General features: G+C 53.4%; 14 protein-coding genes, 2 tRNA genes and 1 pseudogene. 3 read left to right on the top strand and 14 right to left on the bottom strand.

Annotation, left to right across the window (positions count from 1 at the left end; genetic code table 11):
- Nucleotides 1-443: 443 nt before the first annotated feature.
- The 8 genes and pseudogenes from J2129_RS00090 to J2129_RS00050 form a co-directional block, all read right to left on the bottom strand.
- Nucleotides 444-1,700 (bottom strand): CDP-glycerol glycerophosphotransferase family protein, encoded by a 1,257-nt coding sequence (locus J2129_RS00090; protein ID WP_348632263.1) that lies wholly within the window; start codon nt 1,698-1,700, stop codon nt 444-446.
- A 325-nt stretch (nt 1,701-2,025) separates the two neighbouring features.
- Nucleotides 2,026-3,133: pseudogene (locus J2129_RS00085) on the bottom strand (IS256 family transposase); the annotation flags it as partial.
- Nucleotides 3,134-3,719: 586 nt separating this feature from the next.
- Nucleotides 3,720-5,525: a hypothetical protein gene (locus J2129_RS00075; RefSeq protein WP_348632262.1), complete on the bottom strand. Its 1,806-nt coding sequence runs from the start codon at nt 5,523-5,525 to the stop codon at nt 3,720-3,722.
- Between the two features lie 183 nt (nt 5,526-5,708).
- The gene (locus J2129_RS00070; RefSeq protein WP_209628451.1) at nt 5,709-6,845 is read right to left on the bottom strand and encodes a glycosyltransferase family 4 protein; all 1,137 of its coding nucleotides are present in this window, start codon (nt 6,843-6,845) and stop codon (nt 5,709-5,711) included.
- Nucleotides 6,845-8,026 carry a glycosyltransferase gene (locus tag J2129_RS00065; protein ID WP_209628449.1) on the bottom strand — a complete coding sequence of 394 codons (1,182 nt, stop codon included), beginning with the start codon at nt 8,024-8,026 and terminating at the stop codon, nt 6,845-6,847. Before J2129_RS00065 ends, J2129_RS00070 begins: the two co-directional genes overlap by 1 nt.
- Before the next feature lie 6 nt (nt 8,027-8,032).
- Nucleotides 8,033-9,175 (bottom strand): N-acetyl sugar amidotransferase, encoded by a 1,143-nt coding sequence (locus tag J2129_RS00060; RefSeq protein ID WP_209628447.1) that lies wholly within the window; start codon nt 9,173-9,175, stop codon nt 8,033-8,035.
- Between the two features lie 300 nt (nt 9,176-9,475).
- Nucleotides 9,476-10,594: a DUF354 domain-containing protein gene (locus J2129_RS00055; protein ID WP_209628445.1), complete on the bottom strand. Its 1,119-nt coding sequence runs from the start codon at nt 10,592-10,594 to the stop codon at nt 9,476-9,478.
- A gap of 52 nt (nt 10,595-10,646) precedes the next feature.
- Nucleotides 10,647-11,687, bottom strand: coding sequence for a glycosyltransferase family 2 protein (locus J2129_RS00050; RefSeq protein ID WP_209628444.1), 1,041 nt, complete (start codon nt 11,685-11,687; stop codon nt 10,647-10,649).
- A 768-nt stretch (nt 11,688-12,455) separates the two neighbouring features.
- On the opposite strand from J2129_RS00050, the gene J2129_RS00045 reads away from it, so the two are divergent.
- Nucleotides 12,456-12,728, top strand: coding sequence for a hypothetical protein (locus J2129_RS00045; RefSeq protein ID WP_245320507.1), 273 nt, complete (start codon nt 12,456-12,458; stop codon nt 12,726-12,728).
- Entirely contained in the window at nt 12,725-14,356 is a 1,632-nt protein-coding gene (locus J2129_RS00040; protein WP_209628442.1) for a DUF4129 domain-containing protein, read from the top strand. The genes J2129_RS00045 and J2129_RS00040 overlap by 4 nt, the downstream gene beginning before the upstream one ends.
- Here J2129_RS00040 and J2129_RS00035 read toward each other — a convergent pair.
- The 6 genes from J2129_RS00035 to J2129_RS00010 form a co-directional block, all read right to left on the bottom strand.
- Nucleotides 14,272-15,723: a hypothetical protein gene (locus J2129_RS00035; protein WP_209628440.1), complete on the bottom strand. Its 1,452-nt coding sequence runs from the start codon at nt 15,721-15,723 to the stop codon at nt 14,272-14,274. The genes J2129_RS00040 and J2129_RS00035 overlap by 85 nt on opposite strands.
- The gene (locus tag J2129_RS00030; RefSeq protein ID WP_209628438.1) at nt 15,662-16,234 is read right to left on the bottom strand and encodes a HEAT repeat domain-containing protein; all 573 of its coding nucleotides are present in this window, start codon (nt 16,232-16,234) and stop codon (nt 15,662-15,664) included. Before J2129_RS00030 ends, J2129_RS00035 begins: the two co-directional genes overlap by 62 nt.
- 87 nt (nt 16,235-16,321) lie before the next feature.
- Nucleotides 16,322-16,621, bottom strand: a complete 300-nt coding sequence (locus tag J2129_RS00025) for a HepT-like ribonuclease domain-containing protein (RefSeq protein ID WP_348632260.1) — start codon at nt 16,619-16,621, stop codon at nt 16,322-16,324.
- Nucleotides 16,618-16,899: a nucleotidyltransferase family protein gene (locus J2129_RS00020; protein ID WP_348632328.1), complete on the bottom strand. Its 282-nt coding sequence runs from the start codon at nt 16,897-16,899 to the stop codon at nt 16,618-16,620. Before J2129_RS00020 ends, J2129_RS00025 begins: the two co-directional genes overlap by 4 nt.
- Before the next feature lie 128 nt (nt 16,900-17,027).
- A tRNA-Asp gene (locus J2129_RS00015) sits at nt 17,028-17,100 on the bottom strand.
- An 11-nt stretch (nt 17,101-17,111) separates the two neighbouring features.
- A tRNA-Tyr gene (locus tag J2129_RS00010) sits at nt 17,112-17,216 on the bottom strand.
- A gap of 178 nt (nt 17,217-17,394) precedes the next feature.
- Here J2129_RS00010 and J2129_RS00005 point away from each other — a divergent pair.
- Nucleotides 17,395-18,879, top strand: coding sequence for a 2-isopropylmalate synthase (locus J2129_RS00005; RefSeq protein ID WP_209631196.1), 1,485 nt, complete (start codon nt 17,395-17,397; stop codon nt 18,877-18,879).
- Nucleotides 18,880-20,265: the final 1,386 nt, after the last annotated feature.

Here is a 20,265-nt window from a genome sequence, read left to right as displayed (position 1 = left end):
AAACCTCAAACAGAGAATTTTCATACCATCAGAATCCCTGCATCGCCGCATTACACCTTCGAAGAGGTCATTACTCTCGTAGCAGATGCACTCGCTGTCCTCAAGAAACGCGATCCGGATCCGGTCTAAAGAGAACAGACACGCCTGATCTCGTCAGGTCGATCCTTGAGCGAAAGCGATCGAGCACAAACTCATTCTCTATTGGAAATTGATGCGTTTCGTATCCGCGAGAGGTTCTAAGGGAGGAAGATGAGAGATCCAAGATCCCTCAGACTGTAAATCAAAGAGAACTCAGAACAGATTTTAGTTAAGAGCTGAAGGAATTTGGATGGAAGGGGGTTTTCATGGAAAAACTTTTCATGCGGTATGCCTGAGGCGTGCTCTCGACTCATGCCTGATTCAACAGAGCCTTGTTATCAGTAATTGTCTGAGGCACTACCCAATCATTGAGATCTCACCTTGTATAGGATCTGTTCCCAGACTCTTTCACATGAATTTCCATCTTGGAATTGGTTAATTAGATTATTGACAGTTTTTCTCTCTTTTTCATAGTAATCTGGGTTTGAAATGCATTTCTGGATTTCTTCGACCAGCGTTTCGATCGTAGTAACTTTTGGTCCTGGCGCCCAAAAATCGTAAGGTTCAAGCGAAAAACCTCTATTTTGCCGATATTGTTCCAAATCAAAAGCAAAAAATATTATAGGCCTATTTAAAAGTAGAAAATCAAAATATATCGAAGAATAATCTGTAATTAAAATATCAAAATCCTGAAGTATCTCATATATACTTGTGAGATGATTATCAAGACACTCTGTTTTCAGTATAACAACATTTCTGTTGCATTGTTTAACTTTATCCTGAGAGAATGGATAATATTCCTCGGATGGGTGCATCTTCAGAACAAACAATATATTGTTATCTTCCAAAAATTTGTTAAAAGATTCGGACATCAAAATATCCAAATGTTCAGGTATGCCGTCGACCCTACCATAACCAACTCGGAATGTTGGCATATACAAGAGTAATCTACGGTATTTTGATAAATCCATTTCCAACAAGCGAGCTAATCTATGCCTCTTATCAGCCTTCATAAAGAGATAATCGTTACGTGGCTGACCAGTGACAACTATCTTTCGCGGATCGGTAAGAAAACTAGCCGCTAGCGCATTTCTAGTAGTGCTTGACGTCGCAACTAGCATATCATTGGCATCTCCCCCTATTTTAACATCCTTTAGCACATCATCTGTTGCTGAATCCATCATATATCCCATAGACTTAAGAGGCATCCCATGCCAAAGGTTTATTTGGTATTGATTTTTCACCTTAACACGGGAACCATGATTATGAGTTCCGATGATATATTTTGATCTGAGAAGGCAGCATAACCCACAGATACTCATATTGAGATGAGCATTTATTTTCTCTTGATTTAATATTTGCAATATCTTGGGATCGTTAACTAGCCAGATAATGTCGTACTGAAGATGTTTATGGTTTTTTACGACATATTCATACAGCGCTTTTGCGTTGTCTGAGTAATCAGGTACGCTTGCGAAAAGGATCTGGTTATCCTTCTTTGGAATAATTGCATTTAGGGTTCGTAGTGTCCTAAAAAAAAGACCTTTTAGGGCATTACGAACTGAAGATTTCCAAACTCTCTGTGTGCTACATAGATTGGACGATTCGGACAAAATAAACACCAGTTTATGTAATTATATATTGACTTGCATGATAAGTTTAACGAAATTATGTAGAATTGAACATTAGCCCCCTCCAAAATCTCCCCTCCCTTTATGCCCCTCCAATGCGCCAATACTCCATTTAATTATTGAAATATTCGCCACCTAGAAAATCACATCCAAAAATATTCCCCTTCCAGAAAATGTACCGATTAAAATCGTAAAATTGATCGTAATCAAAGTAGGAATCATATTTGATGAACAAAATGAAAGTTAGTGTCTCAGATCTTCTGTAATTTGTCTGATCCCTGTCTCCTTGCTTGATCATCCCTTCTCCATCGTCAAAATACCTTCTGCCAGTCACCCACTCCTCGTTGATGTCCATCAAGATAGATCCTGCCAGCCTGAGAAGTGAATTTTCGTTTGGAAATGCTCCTACAACTTTTGTTCTCCTCTTCAGTTCCTTGTTGATTCTTTCCATCATGTTCATTGTTCAAATCCGTTTTGCGTGTTCTTTCGAGAATATCGTGCAAATAATGAGTCCCATAAGGGATATCTCGATGATATTCACTGATTTCCGATATCCTCGTTTATTCTGATCATCTGCGACCGACCTTCTGAAGTCCCTCTTCGTTCCCACATGCCTCCTTCAAACTCTCGGCAACTTCTTTCTGATGTTTCCTGGGAATATTTCTCAAAACCGCGCGAGTATAGTGGACCGAACACATCTGCCATGATGCACCGAGGAAAGCAGTTTCTGCTGCTCTCAGGATCCCTGCATGACCATCTGAGACGATCAGTTTGACACCAGTTAATCCTTGTTCTTTGAGTTCCTCGAACAGACCGAACCAGAACTCTTCATTCTCACATTCTATGATTCTGGCCCCCAGGGTTTTTCAGCAACCATCCACCTGCACGTCAGCGATCACCAGAAGAGCTTTGGTGATGTACTGGGGTCCATCTCGGATTTTGAAATAGGAGGCATCGACAAAGATATAGGGAATTTCCTCTTCAATTGGTCTCTGGAGAAATGCATGGATCTGTAGAGGTCGTGTTCCATCCGAGAAACAGAAACAAGGGGAGAGTTGATCAATCTCCAGATGAACAACGATTTCCTGGATCCGGCGATTTGAAACACCCTGAAGATAAAATTCGGAGATCGCGTTCACAAGGGCTTTCTCAACCCGAGAATAACGTCCAAACACCTGAGTTTCGAAGGGAAATTCACGAAACAGAGGTTTCTGGAGAACGAGATCGCCATAGCGAGTTTTCAGAAAGCGACTCTTGTACCCGTTCGGTGTACCTGCCGCGCATCAGTTCGTTCATACTGCTCGGCTCCAGCCTGCTGAGCGCCTCCAGCAGCATCACCTGGTTGAGGTACCACGTGATAAGATTCTTCATGCCACTCTCACATTATCGGAAAGATAATCTTCGATAAAAGATAAAGGATTCATGCCCTGTTTCACCTTTCTGCAAATCTAGGTTGGAGGCAGGGCCTGATAAGTTTTTACAGAAGATTCGTTACACTATCCTCCTGAAAAGAAGATTTCTGTGATTTTATTGGAAAAATTCGAGAAGAGAACCCAGAGAAAAACATCGTGATCATCCTAGACAATTTCCGATCTCATCATGCACATGCTACGATGGAATGTGCCATGAAACTGAACATAAATCTCGTCTACCTGCCCATTTATTCTCCAGATCTGAATCATATTGAGTTCATTTGGAGGGGAATGAAGCGCATTGTCTCTCGAAATTTTATCAGGGATCTCGATCATCTCAGAGAACCGATCAGAGGGAAACACTGCTTCATTGCCGCCCCGCCTATTCTCGTCGTGGGGGGTTCCGGGGGCAGAAGCCCTCCAGCGCGCGAGAGAGCAGGAAAGATTCGGTAGTGCCCCAGAATAGAACTGAAAATCTATTTCTAAAAATCTGACTGAATTCCATCGAGCAGTGATCGGTATTCATAACAGAAACTCGCACAGAGAGGGGGTTTTTGTTATCAGTTATTGCCAGGGGCACTACCAGAAAATCGACATATCACCTTTGGTTGCCCTCAATATCGTAGATCTCAATATCACAATTGTCATAGACTTTAGCGTCAATCGACTGATCATTCCTAAACCGAGAGTAATCTCCCGCAGTATAACGCCCTAGCTCCATGTACCCAGGAACTTTCTGATACAAGAGTTCATCAAGAGTCAACAAGACAACATAACTCTGCTCGCCGTATTCCAAATTTATGTCGGCAAAAGACCTATAAGAGGAGCCATAGCCAAAGTGATTTGGTGGTATTGGGATACGATTGTCAGATTCCCCATCATCAAACAGTGCATGGAACCTCCCAATCTGACTCAGAGGAACAATGATGTTCTCACCCTCCCTTGCCTCATAAAACCACTCCATGCCCTCTACTTCGTTATATGTTAGAGCCACATTGGTCCTGAAAATATGAGGAGAATCAAACGTCCCGAAAAGACTCAGACCCCATATGCCTCCCAAAAGAATGAGGAGGAGTATCATCACCCTCCGGTTGAAAAATTTTGATTTTGCAAATAGAACAGAGAGAGCAATCACAAACAGTGGTATCTGAGCATAAACCATGAAATTTAAATTTGTCAACCGATCGGGCTGATGAGAAAACATAGGGTTCAGGAAGAGAACCGCCTCAGCGACCAGGAACATGATATAGAATATCAAAAAGAAATGCATACGGTTTTTTAAGAACTGAGAGATCTTATCACGGTTAAGATAAACCACTATGAGTGCAATACCGATGATGATCAGGGGGATAAAATACCGGCCGTAATAAACAAATAGCAGTTTTGTCATTTTGAATAGATCAATATTGATACGAGCAAGTTTATCTGCGGTTTCTAGCAGGACAGGTTCTGTCGTTTTCTGGAGGTAACACCGGTAACTCACCCTCAAATTACCCAGGAGTGTATCACAGTAAATAAACCACGAGAAAAACCCAATACACAACACAAGGAGGGGATGGGTAGCACGCCAATAATTTCCCTCAATAAACCAGTTCAATACCCCCCTAAACACGATCAGAACCAAAAGGAGCGCAAATACAAAGAGAACAATAAACGGATGCATAAAGGGGACGAGAATAGTCGTGATGAGGATCAGAAAAACATTTGCAGAGTCAATATTTTTGATATACCTGCTCAGTACGAAGATAAAGAAGGGCATGTACGCAAAGAAGAGAGCATGGGGGACGTTAAGAAAATTGTAAGGCCCAAGGTAGAAGATAAAAGATGAAAGGACCGCAATATTCACCAATTTTTCCTCTCTCAGGAAAAAACGACAGCACAGGCACAGTCCGCCGATGAAAATAAACGAGAAGACAAACGGTACCACAAAAGCCGCACCATTTGCAGGGATCCCAGATATTATTGAAAGAGTGGCACCGAGAATGAGACTTCCAGGGTAGATATCCCACCCATTGATGGCACCTGTATTGCTGATATGAACATATTCGCCAATATATGACATATCATCTGCCCGGCCCATAGAGTAGTAGCCAAGCATATAGGGGATCATAAGAATAGTAGCGTGGTTGAGGATCAGCAGTAAGATGCCATATTTTTTCGCACTGCCCCTGTTCGAGAGTAAAACAAGGGAACTGATGAGGTAGCAGAGTATCGAAGCACCGTAAAAGGAAAGCGGGAGGACTGAGTAGATATCCACAACATAGCCCTGGGGTTGGTGGGAATATAAGATAAGAAAATTATGGATGATAAGGATAAACCCAAAAGTAAGAAGGATCTTTGAATATTTTCCACCCGAAAAAAACTCTGGAATATTCATTCGGTCTTGGGCCTTCACGTCATACACACTATATACTTCATCTGAAAGAAGATATCTAGATTCTTATTTTGCAGGACACTTGATCTATAGAATTCCACTACCAATGATCCATCTGTCTATTGATCGACCTATGGGGATGAGGGATAAACCCTACCATAGTTTGCCTCGAATCTACTTAGTTATTCATTCGTGGGATTTCAACATTCATTTTTATTCTCTTTGCCAAGTATGTTCCACAGAGGATCTCCCCACAGGTCTTTGATCTTCACGAACATTTCCGCCATCTAAATAGCACTGCAAAAATCTCTCCGCCGCCTGCTCCCAGGTAAATCTCTCCTCCACTGTCTTCTTCGCGCATCTCCCAAGCCGCTCCGCATACTCCCTATCCCGCAGAAGAAGACCGATCTTCTCCGCAACCTGCTCCGCCTCCGGCGCAACAAGGAGCCCGTTCTTTCCATCAGTGATCGCCTCAGGGATCCCGGCAATAGGCGTCGCAACGATGGGTTTCCCCATTGCCATCGCTTCAAGGAGGGCCAACGGTAGCCCATCACCCAGCGTGATGTGCGTATACAGATCGCACATCTTCAGCGGCACAAAGGGGTTCTCCACATCGCCTGTAAAGACCACCCGCTCCTCCACACCTACCTCACGTGCGAATGTCTTCAGCTCTTCAGAGTACTTCCCCTCACGAGTCGCGATGAGCACAATATTCGGATAGGTATCCCACAAGATCTTGACGGCCCGGATCAGCAGCTTCAACCCCTCAGCTTTGTAGGGGAGGGCGGTCATGCCAATGGCCAGGAGAACAATCGCATCTTCACCGATCCCATACTGCTCACGGAACCGCTTGATCTCTCCTTCCGTGACCTCACCAGCTCGCACCCCCGCATAGGTGATCGCCGTCTTCGAAAACGAAAGTCCTTCAACCTCGACAACCCGCTCCTGCAGTTTCTTCGAGACAAAAGTCACGCAGTCGCAGGCGTTCAGGAGGCTCTGGAAGAAGACCCTCGCCGGGAGCGGCAACCCCCTGTCAGGCTCGGTGTGGAAGGTGTGAACCAGCGTACACCCGTGGAGTTTTTTGTAGAGCACACCTGGGAGGAGACAATACCAGGTACCCTGGGAATAGATCACCTCAGGGCGGATCATTTTGAGTTGCCGGTAGCAGACGAAGGGGAAGGCTATCTTATTCTTCCCACCACAGGAGTGCTCAGGATCGTCACCCCATCGGAAGATCACATCGACATCGGCGCCTCTGTTTTTCAGGGCGTCGACAAGGTTCACCAGATAGGTCTTGACCCCGCCGCCATCGCTGTTCTTCCAGTAGTTTGTAATAAGTGCGATCTTCATCATGATCTCATCCTTAATACCTGATCATACACACACATGACCTCCTTTGCGATATTTTCCCATGTAAAACGCTCTGCATACGTGAGGATCGCTTCTCGATCCCATTTGCAATCCAGGGCCACCAGGATCTTCTCCGCCAGATCCTCAGGATCAGCGGGCTCGACCAGCAGGCCGTAATCATCCGACGTAATGACCTCAGGCACTCCCCCGACCTTCGTCCCGACAAAGGGCTTCCCGCAGCCGAGGGTCTCGAACATGACCGTAGGGTTGCCCTCGTTGAGGCTTGGCAGGACAAAGAGATCACAGGCGTTCATCCAGAGGGAAATTTCGTCGTGTGGCTTTCCACAAGCGAGCATAATATAATCCTCAAGGCCAAGTGAGTGGATCTGACGTTCGAGGGACGCGTGAAGTTTCCCGGCACCGACGATCACGCACAAGACATCCTTTCTTTCCCGAGTGATCCTCCAGATGGCTTCGACAAGATACTTCTGACCCTTGACATGCTCCAGGTTCCCCACCGTAAGGATGATCTTCTTATCTTGAGGGAGGTTAAGCGCTCTTCTGCACTCTGAAGTGTCACGAGGGTAGAAAAGATCGCTCCTGAACCCGTTGGGTATGACTGTGACTGGTGTGGAGACGTCCAGTTTTTTTATGCACGCAAGATTACTCTGGCTGACGGTGATAATGTGATCTGCGGTGTTGAGCACGTATTCGATCTTTGCTCGCCATTCAGCGTCCTTGAAGGGAAGGGAGTAAATGTCATAGCCATGTGCTGTGACTACAAATGGGACATCGTGTTCCTCCTTGAGGCGGGCACCGACATAGCCTGCGGACCAAGTGTGGTGCGCATGAACTATACCTCCTTTTAGATCATTTCGACTGACATATCCACATATCTTCCTATAATGAGTTTTGCCAAGTACTTTGTAATTATAATCAAGAGGTAGATAATATAGAGGAGTTGGAGTTATATGGACATTTGCCGGAAGATCCACAATGCTAACACGCCGATCTAATCTAAAAGTATCTAGATCTCTAAAGGGCCAGATCGCCGATAGTTCAGCGAAAGGGTTGTACCGAACAAAAACCTGTATATTTTGAAAGTAACGAGAGATTGCTTCAGTCTGATCCTTAACAAAAGTAAAGTATTCCGGTGCGATAATCAATAAATTATTGAGCATCTCAAATCATTCCCTATTATAACTTCCATATATTTTCGTAGGGAACAGGTGCAACCTGTATGCAATTTCAATGACAGATTGTAACTTGCAGACCAGAGGATAGTATGAATCAAATTCAGACTGGGATCCTGGTTCAGAATTAATTATCTCCTCAAACTCTTCAAGACTAATGCCGAATTTATTACAGAGATAATGAATATCCTCTTTAACCATATCATCACTACAGGCGGGCGATTTCAGTTTAATCAACGCTTCTTCCCGCGTCATTTGATTGGATCGAACTAATGCTGAATAATGAATTTTCCTTTTATCGATGCCAAACTTCTTTGGAAGCAAATATCCCTGTACAAATCGGGTGTATACGGATTCATGATGGCTTGCCCCATAATCTATCCACCCTAACTCTTTTTCCAGAAGTTGCTTTACGTCTTTCTTAACATATGGCAAATAGTATAGGGGCTTAATTATCTTTACTCTCTTGAATATAAAATAATAAAGATAATCGATGAGCATTAAATTCGGGAACGTTTTCAAACTTGTACGGCCAAAACAAGCATGAATGGATTTTAAGTATTTCCCATCACCATAACTCCATCCCGGCGGCATCTTCCCTTCCGTTCTAAACGAATTGCCGACGAAAATGTATTTTATCCCAAACTGCGCGGCACATTTATATAACGACGCAGTTATTGCCATATCAGGAGGGGTTTCCACATCTGGAATAGATGCTTTAAAGAAAGATAATTCTAGATCAGCGAGTTCTTTGGCATCAATTTTTACAGTGAATAAATCAACGTTTAATATATTTATCGCAGATTGGACATTGTGAATAGATACTTCTGTGTCACATCCATCATCAACATGCAACGCCAGTGGGTTAAGACCATATTTGCGCGCAATGTAAAGGGTATAGATGCTATCTGTTCCCCCACTGACGCCAATAAGACAATCATATTTAGAATTCCTTTGATTTTTCTTAATATTATCAGCAATCTGCTGAAATTTTTGCTGGGTAGCCTCACTTAAGGGAAACTCTTGTTCGATGAGATCGTAGTTTTTGCACAGACTGCATACTCCATTCTCATCAAAAGATATTCCCGGAATGCTATCGTCACAAACACACCTTGTACAAACTCGTGAGCCAGTCATAATAAAACCCTTAATGAAAATCGATACCTTCGAATGCCAATACAAAAATCTGCAAGTTCCAAAAGGATCTTGATCGAGAAGGACTCTGCAGAGGTCATTGATGTTGTTCTCACAGGGGAGGACCATGATCGCAACCTTTGCCCCATAGAGGCACGTGCTGATCTACCTGAGGCTCCTCTCTGCAGGTTAACAACGTGCATATTCATGAGATCTCACCGGAGATCCCGATTAAATGATACAATTCTGTGACAACATGGCTAAACAGATGACCAACAGGAGGACCCACATATGCAACAGCACTCATAACGCATCCCTCCGAGTTGAAACACAGGAGTACTGCACCTTTGGATGTTCCTTCATCTCCGCAAAACTCCGGGGATAGTTTTCAATGAACCAGACCATGAAAGCCGTCAGATCAATCTTTTCATGCAGTAAAGGCTCCCTTCTCCTGGCCCATTCATCCTTAAGGTTCGGAAACTTGAGCAATTCACGCACTTTCGAGAGTACCGAAGGTCCATCCCTACAGTTATAAATGAGGTGATAGCGCTCCTCCAACTCGACAAAATTTCCCATATCATTCTTGCCCACGAAGCTATTGCAACGTACAGCAGGGGTTCCCAGCAGAGCCGCTTCTGTGGTCATGGTCTGCGAATCGGAGACGAAAATCTTCGCATAATGGAGGAAGTCGTGCATTCTCTCCGGAGGGATGGGGAGACGGTACTTCTCAAACTCTGGAGGCAACGGAGACTCTGAAGATATGAAAACACGACACGATTGTTCAAGTTCCCTGATCAGGGCATGTTTATCCTCCAGCGTGAGCCCACCCTGCCCCATGTCATGATAGGCATCCCAGGCAACAAACCGGACCAGGGCATAGTCATCTTCTGGAGTCAGCCCTGCAATATCTAAGACATCAGGGTTCGGAGAAAAACGGAGTGGATGGAGGGAAGCGAGTTCTTTGTAACTATTGACACGGACTTCTTTTTCCCCATAATCGTGCTGCACTGAGGAAAGGGTGAGGATGACGTCGGTGAAGGGCAGCGTAATGGTATCGGCAATCGGGTACTTCGCGATCTCAGGTTCTGAATCGGTAAAGGTGACCGACACCTTCCCGAGGAGCCGCGCCGCATGGGCCGTTGCAGGGTTCAGCACCCCAAGGAGAATATCTGGATTGAATTTTCTTGCGATGCGAACAATCTCAAAATCCCTGAATGTCCACTCCTTTATCAGGTTCAATGATCCCGTGCCTTTTTTGCCCACAGGAATATATGGAATATTGTACGCCTTCAATAACTGAGTAACGACGTCTTTATCACGGGCTGTAACAAGAACCCGATGCCCTCTTTTCTCCATCTCCCAGATAAAATTCTTAAAGAGATGAACATGGGCTGGATGTCCCATATCAATAAGAATCCTCATTTTACCCCCATCAGCACCTTACAATTACAGAAATTACCATTAAGACTTACATTCATGAACTCTGCTGCCCATTCGCCTGCATATCAAAAAACATCGCAAAGAACAGACACTGCGCCCCGAAGACAAACACCAGGAACGAGAGCCCTCCATGCACGAAGAGCACCGGATACCCCATCGCAAACTTCTCCCAGAGGGCGACGAGCCCCCCGAGAACCCCAAGCGGCGTGAGCACCGCCCCGGCGGCATAGAAGAAGACGAGGGGGTGGAAGCTCATCTGGACGTACTTGGTCTTGAGGCGGAAGAGGAAGTTGCCGAGGAGGAGGCGCGAGACCTTGGGGATGTAGGTGGAGTAGCGGATGCCCGACTTCTCCTGGCCGTACCTCGCGGGGATGGCGACGTCTTTTACGCTCATGCCGTGGATGTTCATCCAGACCAGGAGGTTGTTGCAGTAGCCATAGCCCTGGTAGACGTGGTCGAGGGGGAGGGTCGCAAGGGCCTTCGTCGAGACCGCAGTGTAGCCGTTCTGCGGGTCCATCATCTGCCAGTAGCCTGAGGCGATCTTGGTGAGGAAGGTGAGGACCGAGTTGCCAAGGCTCCGCCATTTGCTCATCCCGGTGCGGTAGTCCTCGCTGATGAGGCGGTTGCCCTTGGTGTAGTCGGCCTTGCCGTCGACGATGGGGTCGAGGAGGGAGGGGAGGTAGGTCGGGTCCATCTGGTTGTCCCCGGCCATGACGGCGACGAGGTCCATCTCGTCCTCGACCGCCCGGTGGTAGCCTGAGGTGATCGCCGCCCCCACGCCGCGGTTCGGGTCATGGTGGATGGGGACGATGCGGGGGTCGTGCCTCGCGTAGAGGTCGATGATCGCCCCGGTCCGGTCGGCAGAGCCGTCGTCGACGGCATAGACCTTCTCGACGTACGCAGGGATCCCGTCCAGGGTCTCCTTGATCAGGGTCTCCTCATTATACGCCGGCACCACGACCGCGACCCGCTTTTCGCGGTACCGCGGCGCTCCATCTCCTGCGACCGACACCGCACACGGGTCGTCAGTCGCACCCCCGCCCGAGAGAGCCACGCTCTCTGTTCCTATTGACATCCTCCCTGGTTCCACAGACTCACACTCACATCTGCCCCCTCCAGCGCACACGCTTATCTTCCAGGAACCTCGGATCACCCGCACGACGAAATACGGCTTAAAGGGAGAGGAACGTGGAGTCTGGGGGAGCACCACAAAGATTGGTGATAATTATACTTGCCACATAATATAGGTTGTGGCAGAGGGAGAGGGGAAAAGCGCACAAATTCAGAAATTATAAATATTGCGATATCAGGGTTGGGGGGACAGGAGGAGGGGAGAGGGGGGATTTGGCCGGGGGCGCACAGGCGGGATCAGGGGGAGAGCGCCCTCCTCCTTCTCCTCTGAGAGGACGACGAGGACGCGGCGCCCAGAGGACCGTCACGCACCCGGGCTTCGACCTGACCAGGCAGACCGACGCTCAGGCTCTTCTCCCTTTTCAAAGAGGAGCACACGATCTGGAGAGTGCAGCCCTCACAATCTGCCAGGGCGGCCCGGCCCGGCCCCATCTGGACCAGGTGAAGAGGGGGGCGCAGGGTGCCAGGGCCTCTCTGATCTGATGGGCGCCCCGCGGGGTCGCCTCCTCCAGAGAGGGGCATGGCCCCAGGGCAGGAAGGCCCAGGAAAAAACCGGACAGGAGCGGTGCAGAGGGTATAATCGCAAAAAAAAGGTGGAGTGAAAGGGCGGTACAGAGAGATCCATGATATCCAGAGAGGAAACCGGGGGTCCATGCGCATTCGGAGAGCAGAGAGGCGGATTCGCAACATTAATCCGGGACGATGAAGACGTATGAACGCAATGCGCGACGCCAGATATATCGCCGCATGGGCACTTGCCCTCTGGTTCGGGATCGTCGCCTTCTTCATGGTCCTCAACCGGGCACTCGACCTTGAGGTCTATTTTGTGCTCGGGCTGATCGGGCTTTTAGTCCTGGTGGTGCTCATCGACCCGCCCTATGTCCAGCCGCAGGCCATGCGGCGGGTCAAGGCGCTCGTGGCAGTCGGCGTCGCGGTCTTTGGCTATATCGTGGTCCTGAAGATCATGGAGATCCTTGCCTCATGAAACGAATGCTCCTTGGAGTCCTGGCCGTCGTCTGCCTGGCGCTGGTCCTCTTCCATGCGCAGCAGCCCCTGCTCTATGCCGCAGAGAACATCAGTTCAGAGGGAGAGGTCGACCTCTCGGTGGCCGAGCCGATGGACCCGAAGAAGGGGGAGGCCGTGCTGCCCCTTCTCCAGGACCTCCTCGGGCAGGGCGAACACGTGGTCCTCTCGGTGAAGGTGAAGGACTGGGAGAGTGCACAGAGGGAGCTGGACGAATATGCCGAGATGACCAGGTCGATGGACAACCTGGTCGTCTCCCTCGACCTCTCTGAGACCGACCTCGACGAGTTCAGGCAGAAGAGCCGGGAGAACCAGGGCGCCCTGGAAACCCTGGTGAACGGCACCGAACGCCTCGACCACCTCAAGGAGCTGGAGATCACCTACCGCGACAGCGACGACCCCTCGCGGTATTACTCGGTGGTCTACGAGGGCGAGACGCTCAAGAAACACCTGGATGAGTCCTATACGACCTATGCCTCGGGAAGCCGCGGCCTCGCAGAGATCGGGGAGCGCTACGAGGCAGAGACAGAAGGGACCAAGAGGAGTGTCGAGACCTTCCGCGAGGTCGTCGAGGAGACGACCGGGTTTGAGCAGGGGCCTGGGGAGCCGGGCTCGCAGATCTCGATCGCCCTTGACCCGGCAGAGGCGGCGTATGGCGAGGTCGTGCGCTGGCATGGCACTCTCACGAGCCAGGAGGCGGGGGCGGCGCTCAAGACCTATCTTGACAGCTCACTCTATGCGAGCGGGACGACAGGGGAGGGCGGGGACTATGGGTTCTCGTACGAGGTGGGAAAGATCAGGGCAGGGACACACCTCGTCTATGTCTCGTCAGGGCGGCTGGTCTCTGACCTTGTCTCCTTCACGGTCGGCCCCTCGCCCTCCAGGCTCAGCCTGCAGGCCACCGTCGAAGGGGAGCGGGGCGTCTGCCAGGGGAGGCTCACCTGCGGAGACCTGGGGGTCGCCGGGGCAGGGGTACACCTCATCGCCGACGGCGAGGTCGTGGCGACCGGGGTCACCGGAGACGAGGGCGAGTATGAGATCGAGACCGTCCTCGCACCAGGCGAACACCTCCTCCAGGCCGAGTTCACCGGCGAGGGGTTCCCGCTGGAGCACTCGGCCAGCGAGAAGGTCACCCTCAGGGTCAGCCCCTCGCTCCTCTCCTCCCAGACCCTTCTCACCGCCGGCGGGGCGCTGGCCGTCGGGGTGCTGGCAGGGGCCGTCTTCCTGCGCTGGTCGAGGCGGGGACGCCGCCAGGACGAAGAAGAGAGAGAGATCATCCTCCCGGTCGAGACGGTCGTCGGCGACGACGAGGAAGAAGAAGAGGAGGAGATCCCAGAAGCCCCTGCACCCGCCACCCCGGAGGAGGCGGCGGGCAGGCTCTGGGGCGACCTTGCACGGAGCGCCGGGACAAAGGCGCAGACCCCGCGCGAACTCGCAGAGGCACTCAAAGAGAGCCCCGCGGCAGAGAGTGTCAGGGCATTTGTCAGACTCTACGAGCGGGTGCGCTATGCCGGCGACCGCTGCACCTGGGACGAGGTCAGGACGCTTGAAGGTCTGCTCAAAGAGATCAAAGACTCTCGAGTTCCCTGAACTGGAAGACCACCCGCCACTCCTGCTGCTCGCGCAGCATCGCCTCGTCGGCCTGGCCGAGGAGCGAGCAGAGGGTGGACATATCCTCGGCCCCCCTGATCGCAAGGGCGATGGACGAGAGGCGAGTAAGTAATCTGGAGGCCCGCTCGGCATTCTGGCGGTACTCGCGCTGGGTCCGCACCGCCCCGAGGGCCGACGCCACCACCGGGAAGAGGAGGGTCGCCGCCGCAAGCACCGGGGCGTAGCCGTGCCCCACCCCTGAGGCATGGGCGGCGGCGGCGATGAGGGTGGCGATGAAAAAAAAACTCGCCGGCATAAAGGAGGCGCTCGAACCAGGCCCTATTTTTCCGCGCCTTCTCGGCATACCAGGCGACCTGGTGGTCGATCCAGGCAGAGAGGAGGAACTCCTTGAGGGGACCGAGGGGCATCGAGAGGTGGCAGTACTCGAGGGGACGCGTCGCCAGCAGTCCCCCAAAGAGCCTGGACATCCAGTCTTCTGAGGGATGCGAAAGGGTGAGGCCTGGGTGGGCGCCTGGGAACTCGCACCTGATACAGACAAAACAGAGGAAGAGCGACGAGCGCATCCGTTCGGCAAGGACGCGGTAGTCAAGCCACTTGCGGTGCCAGTCCAGGGTGCGGGCGGCGATGAGGAGGAAGAGGGCGGCGGCGATCTCGGCCACCTCCAGCCAGATCACCTCAGGGCGGTCTGGGAGAAAGAGGACCTGGAGGGCGACGGTGGCGATCGCCGCCGCGGCCAGGACATAGACGGCGGTCCCGGCCCAGAGGTGGCAGCGGCGGTAGCGGTCGGCAAGGAGCCTGGCCCTGATATAATGCGGGAGAAGAGAGCGGTTCAGGGGCTCGAAGAGCGCAGACGAAAGCCCGGCCTTCCGCAGGGCGGCACGGACCCCTGCCGACCAGGCGGCGACCCCCTCGTCGATCTTTTGCGGGCTGACAGGTTCGGCATTGAAGGCGTCATAGGCCCTGAGGCCCTCGAGGGCGCGGTCGGTATGGGGCTCCACCCGCACCCGGCCCCCAGGGGAGAGGAGGAGGGCGGTGCGCCCCATCGCCCTCGCGACGGCGAGCGGAGTTTCAGAAGGGCCAGAGATGACGAGGAGGTCGCAGGCCCCGACAAGGTCGTCGAGCGAGGCGACCTGCCGGTGGGCCCTGGTGCCCTCGAGGGAGAGGGTATGATAGGCATGCGGGGTATGGGAGAGGAGCCCGTCGAGGCGGGCAAGCGCCGGCGTGATGTCGCCCTGCCCGACGACCCCGAGTTTGAGCGTGAGGGGGACGACGAACCGGTCCATCTCAGGGACGGCCGAGGGCGTCTCGCAACGCCCGGCGGACTGCGCCAGAGGGTTCGTCGGCAAGGGCCTCTTCGAGAGCCGCCTCGGCCCCGCCGATCTGGCCGAGGGCCGTCGCCGCCGCCTTCCGCGCCGGGGGATTGGGGTCGCGGAGGAGGGGGAGGAGAGGCGCTCTGGCCGCAGGGTCGGCGATCTGGCCGAGGGCCCTGGCGGCCATGTAGCGGACATGGTCCTTCTCGTCGGCGAGCGCCCTGATCAGCGGGGCGACGGTACGCCGCTCGCCGAGACGCCCGAGCCCCTCGGCGGCACGGTAGCGCACCCGCCAGTCGGGATCGCGGAGGGCGGCAAGGAGGACAGAAAGCCCCTTCTGGCCGCAGGCGACCAGGGCCTGCATCGCCCCGGCCCGCACCCCCTTGTCGGGATCGCGAAGCCCTGCCGCCAGGGCCTCGACCGATGATGAAGACCCTCCTGCCTGTCCAAGGAGGAAAGAGGCCATCCTCCGGATCCTGGCCTCGTCGGCCCCGCCGAGGGCGAGGGTGAGGGCTTCCTCGGCAAGGGCATTCTGCTCATGCGCCATACCCACCTATCGTCTCCTGGAGGTAAAGAAGGCGTCGGGGAGATCCTGAAGGACCAGACCCTCACGAAGAAGACCTGGCAAGGGGCGTCACCTCCTGCTGTCCTCTTCCTCAACGCACCTATTGAGTCGATCACAGACGAGTGGTTTTTGTGCCGGGATCTCGTGAACACGCACATCCCGGACGATCTTCAGGTCCACACGAAAATAGGCATGGATGAGACAGTCCCGCATCCCGACCATACTCCTCCACAGACCTTCGGGATAAGAGCGCGGGAGGTGCTTCGCCACCTCACCGGTCACCTCAATGCTCCAAAACAGACCATTCATGGACTGCTCCTCTAGAAAGGTCATCTCATCCACGATCTGATGGGAGGATACTCCCTTCACGCCTCACACCAGATCACCTCATCTTCCACGTACAGGCGGAGATAAGGATCAATCCCTGTAGTGGTGACCAGGTCCACCACCCTCCGACCGAAGAGGAGTTCGAGATACCGGATCAGATCCATAAAGTTCTGGAAAGTAGCCTGTCCCTGCGTAAATTCGACGAGAATATCAATATCGCTTGAAGGTGCCTCATCTCCCCTGGCAACAGAACCAAAGACGCCGATTCGCTTCACACCAAAGTGCTCCCTGATCCAGGCCAGTCGCTCCTGCAGCCGCACGAGGTCGTCGGGCTTGAGGGGAACCTGAAAGATAGCGACAGAGAGAGAGATTTGTGCCGTCTCCCCGGTGCAGAGGCACTGGAGACCGACCCATAGGTCACCAGAACAATCTCGCAAAAATGGTACGACGCCCAGGACGGAATTCGAATCCGTGTCGGTGCCGTGACAGGGCACCATGATAGGCCGCTACACTACCTGGGCATACAGCAAGATCCCGCCTCCCGGATTCGAACCGGGGACATCGCGGTAGCCGCGCGGTCACCATGACAGTGAACCAAACTACAGCCGCGCACTCTACCAGTCTGAGTTAAGGCGGGTTTGTTGTGCTACATAGGTGGGTCGATCTCAGTATTAAAGGTATCGGCGGCGTCTGATCCCCCCGGGCGCACCTATATATACCGACACGTCACTTTCTGTGTATGTCTCGCAACAACGCAGGCACACCAACACCAAGGGGGTATCGTTTTCTTTGCCCCTGGAAACGCGCGTAAAACAATCGCTCTTTTTGACACCACCCTGAGAGACGGCGAACAGACGCCAGGGGTATCATTCACGACCGGACAGAAGGTCGAGATCGCCAGGCACCTCGCAGAGATCGGAGTGACGGCCATCGAGGCCGGGTTCCCGGCATCCTCGGCAGAGGAACGCGAGGCCGTGAAGGCCGTCGTCGACGCCGGGACCGGGGCGACGATCTGCGGACTGGCACGGATGCGTAAAGAAGACGTCGACGCCTGCCTTGACTGCGGCGTCGAGATGGTCCACCTCTTCATCCCGACCTCAGAGGTCCAGCGCGAACACACCGTGCGGATGCGCATGGACGAGGTGCTCGCGGCCACGGCCGAGGTCGTCGGGTATGCCCGCGCCCATGTGGACCAGGTCCTCTTCTCGCCGATGGACGCCACCAGGACCGACTGGGACGACCTGGTCAGGGTCTGCCAGGCGGCGGTCAGGGCCGGGGCGACGGCGGTGAACATCCCTGACACCGTGGGGGTGATGACCCCGTCGGCGATGAAGGAGCTGATCACCCGGATCGTGAAAGAGGTGAAGGCCCCAATCGACGTCCACTGTCACAACGACTTCGGGCTCGCGGTCGCCAACACCCTCGCGGCGGTCGAAGCCGGGGCCTCGCAGGTCCAGGTGACCGTGAACGGGATGGGCGAACGGGCCGGGAACGCCGACCTCGCCCAGACAGTGATGGCCCTGGAGGCGGTCTACGGGATCAAGACCGGGGTCGAGACCGCACGCCTGGTCGAGACCTCGCGCCTGGTCTCGCGCTATGCCGGACTCCCGGTCCCGCCGGCCCAGCCGGTCGTCGGCGAGAATGCCTTCGCCCATGAGAGCGGGATCCATGCCCACGGGATCCTGGAGCACCCTGAGACCTTTGAGCCAGGGGTGATGACCCCTGAGATGGTCGGGCACCGGCGCCGGATCAAGTTCGGCAAACATGCCGGGCGCCATGCGGTCGCCCAGATGCTCGCCGACGTGAGGCTCACCCCGAATGACACCCAGCTCGACCAGATCTTAGAGCAGGTCAAGGCGATCTCAGGGCGCGGCCGACGGGTCACCGACGCCGACCTCTATGCGATCGCCGGCGAGGTGATCGGGATGGGCGACGTGACCCCCTCGGTCCAGGTCTCAGACATCTCGGTGCTCACCGGGAACCACACCCTCCCGACGGCCTCGATCCGGATGGTCGTCGACGGGACCGAGAAGGTGGCGTGCAGCACCGGCAACGGCCCGGTGGACGCCGCGATGCGGGCGATCCTGGGATGCCTGCCTGAACCGGTGCACCTGAAAGAGTTCTCCATCGAGGCGATCACCGGCGGGACCGACGCCATCGGCCATGTGACCATCGCGGTGGAAGACCCCGCCGGACACATCTTCGACGCCTCGGCCTCCTCAGACGACATCGTCACCGCCTCGGTCGAGGCGATGGTCAATGCCGTGAACCTGGTCAGAAGGACAGGGAAAGAGGGATGATAGGTATTCCATCCTCTGACACTTTTTTGGGCACATACGGGCCCTTACAACTCCTCTGAACCGATTGTGGCCCCACGCCCTCTCGCTCCTGGCGAGAGGCACAGGGAGTCTGGGGGCGGCACTCGCCCCAGGCAGGAGCGAGGGAGAGGGGAGGGAGTTCTGGGATGACCTCTATGAAAAAACTCACCAGATCCCCCTGAATCGGCCCTAGACCGATAGGATAGAACCTCCCTCATGGTGATCGGCGACCCTCGCTTCATCCCAGGAGGGCATCCCAACACGCTCCTGCCCTCCCCCACCCAGAAGAGAGCAGGAGATATGGTGAAGGAATCCTCCCTTTTCCTTATGGATCCATGCATGCATGCCTTCCCCCCGGTGGAGGAGAGCGGGTAGAATTTCTGGAAGGATGCACTTCAGGTCGAGGAGATCTTCACCCCAGGAGAGTTTGGGGATGTGCTCCAGGGGCATCAGGGCGGCACGCACCGCAGAACCTTCACCCTCGTCTCGCGCCAGGGGGTGCCGCCCCCCAGATATGGCCATTCTGCCCCCCGATCCCGGGACAGGGGTCCAGATCCAGGGCCAGATCAGGCCCCTTTTCAGATCTGACCGGAGCGAGGCGATCTTCCCCAACAGGAAGAAAATCAGGAGACCCCAGGGCACCTCAGACCCCCCATATTACTACAGATGATATCGATCACCATAGCCGCAGAATGCGCCCCTGGAAAGGGCGAGATCAGACGTCAGATCAGGGAGGGATTTCAGGGACATATGGCGCCCAGAATCACCGGCATATAACCGGACCTTATGGCATGGGGAGACGACGTCCGGCCCGGGCCCTGCCAGACTCATATTGGCCCTGGATCTGGGAACAGGGCATGCATTTCCAGGTCAGAACGCCCCCATCTCTGATCTGGCCAGAACGACGAGATCTCCCCCAACGCAGGGAACACCACAGGACCACCTGCCCCCCAGAACCCCGATATGATCGAGAGTGATATTTTCCCCATGGCCGCGGCATAACCCCCATGGAAGGGAGGGAATAGGAGCGAGCATAGGGCCCGGATTTACGGAGGCCCAGGCAGCGCAGAGACCCATAGGACCGCCATCAGACACGCACCACATACATCAGAAGAGAACACGACCAAAAAGCACCGACCTCTCCCGCACCCCCGACCCAGGAGGGCATGACAGAACTGCGAAAATATTCCTGAAAAAACGACTGTGTAGAAAGCCTCACCTCTTCGAGGTGCAGGCGTGGGGGGGGGGGGGGGGCCCCCCCCCCCCCCCCCCCCCCCGCGGGGGGGGGGGGGGGGGGGAAAAAAAAAAAAAAAAAAAAAAAACCAAAAAAAAAAAAAAAAGGGGGGGGGGGGGGGGGCGGGAGGATGA

Origin of the sequence: Methanofollis sp. W23, from assembly GCF_017875325.1 — an archaeon.
GTDB lineage: Archaea > Halobacteriota > Methanomicrobia > Methanomicrobiales > Methanofollaceae > Methanofollis.
The sequence above is the reverse complement of the archived record's forward strand: the minus strand, read 5'-3'. Positions and strand labels throughout refer to the sequence as shown.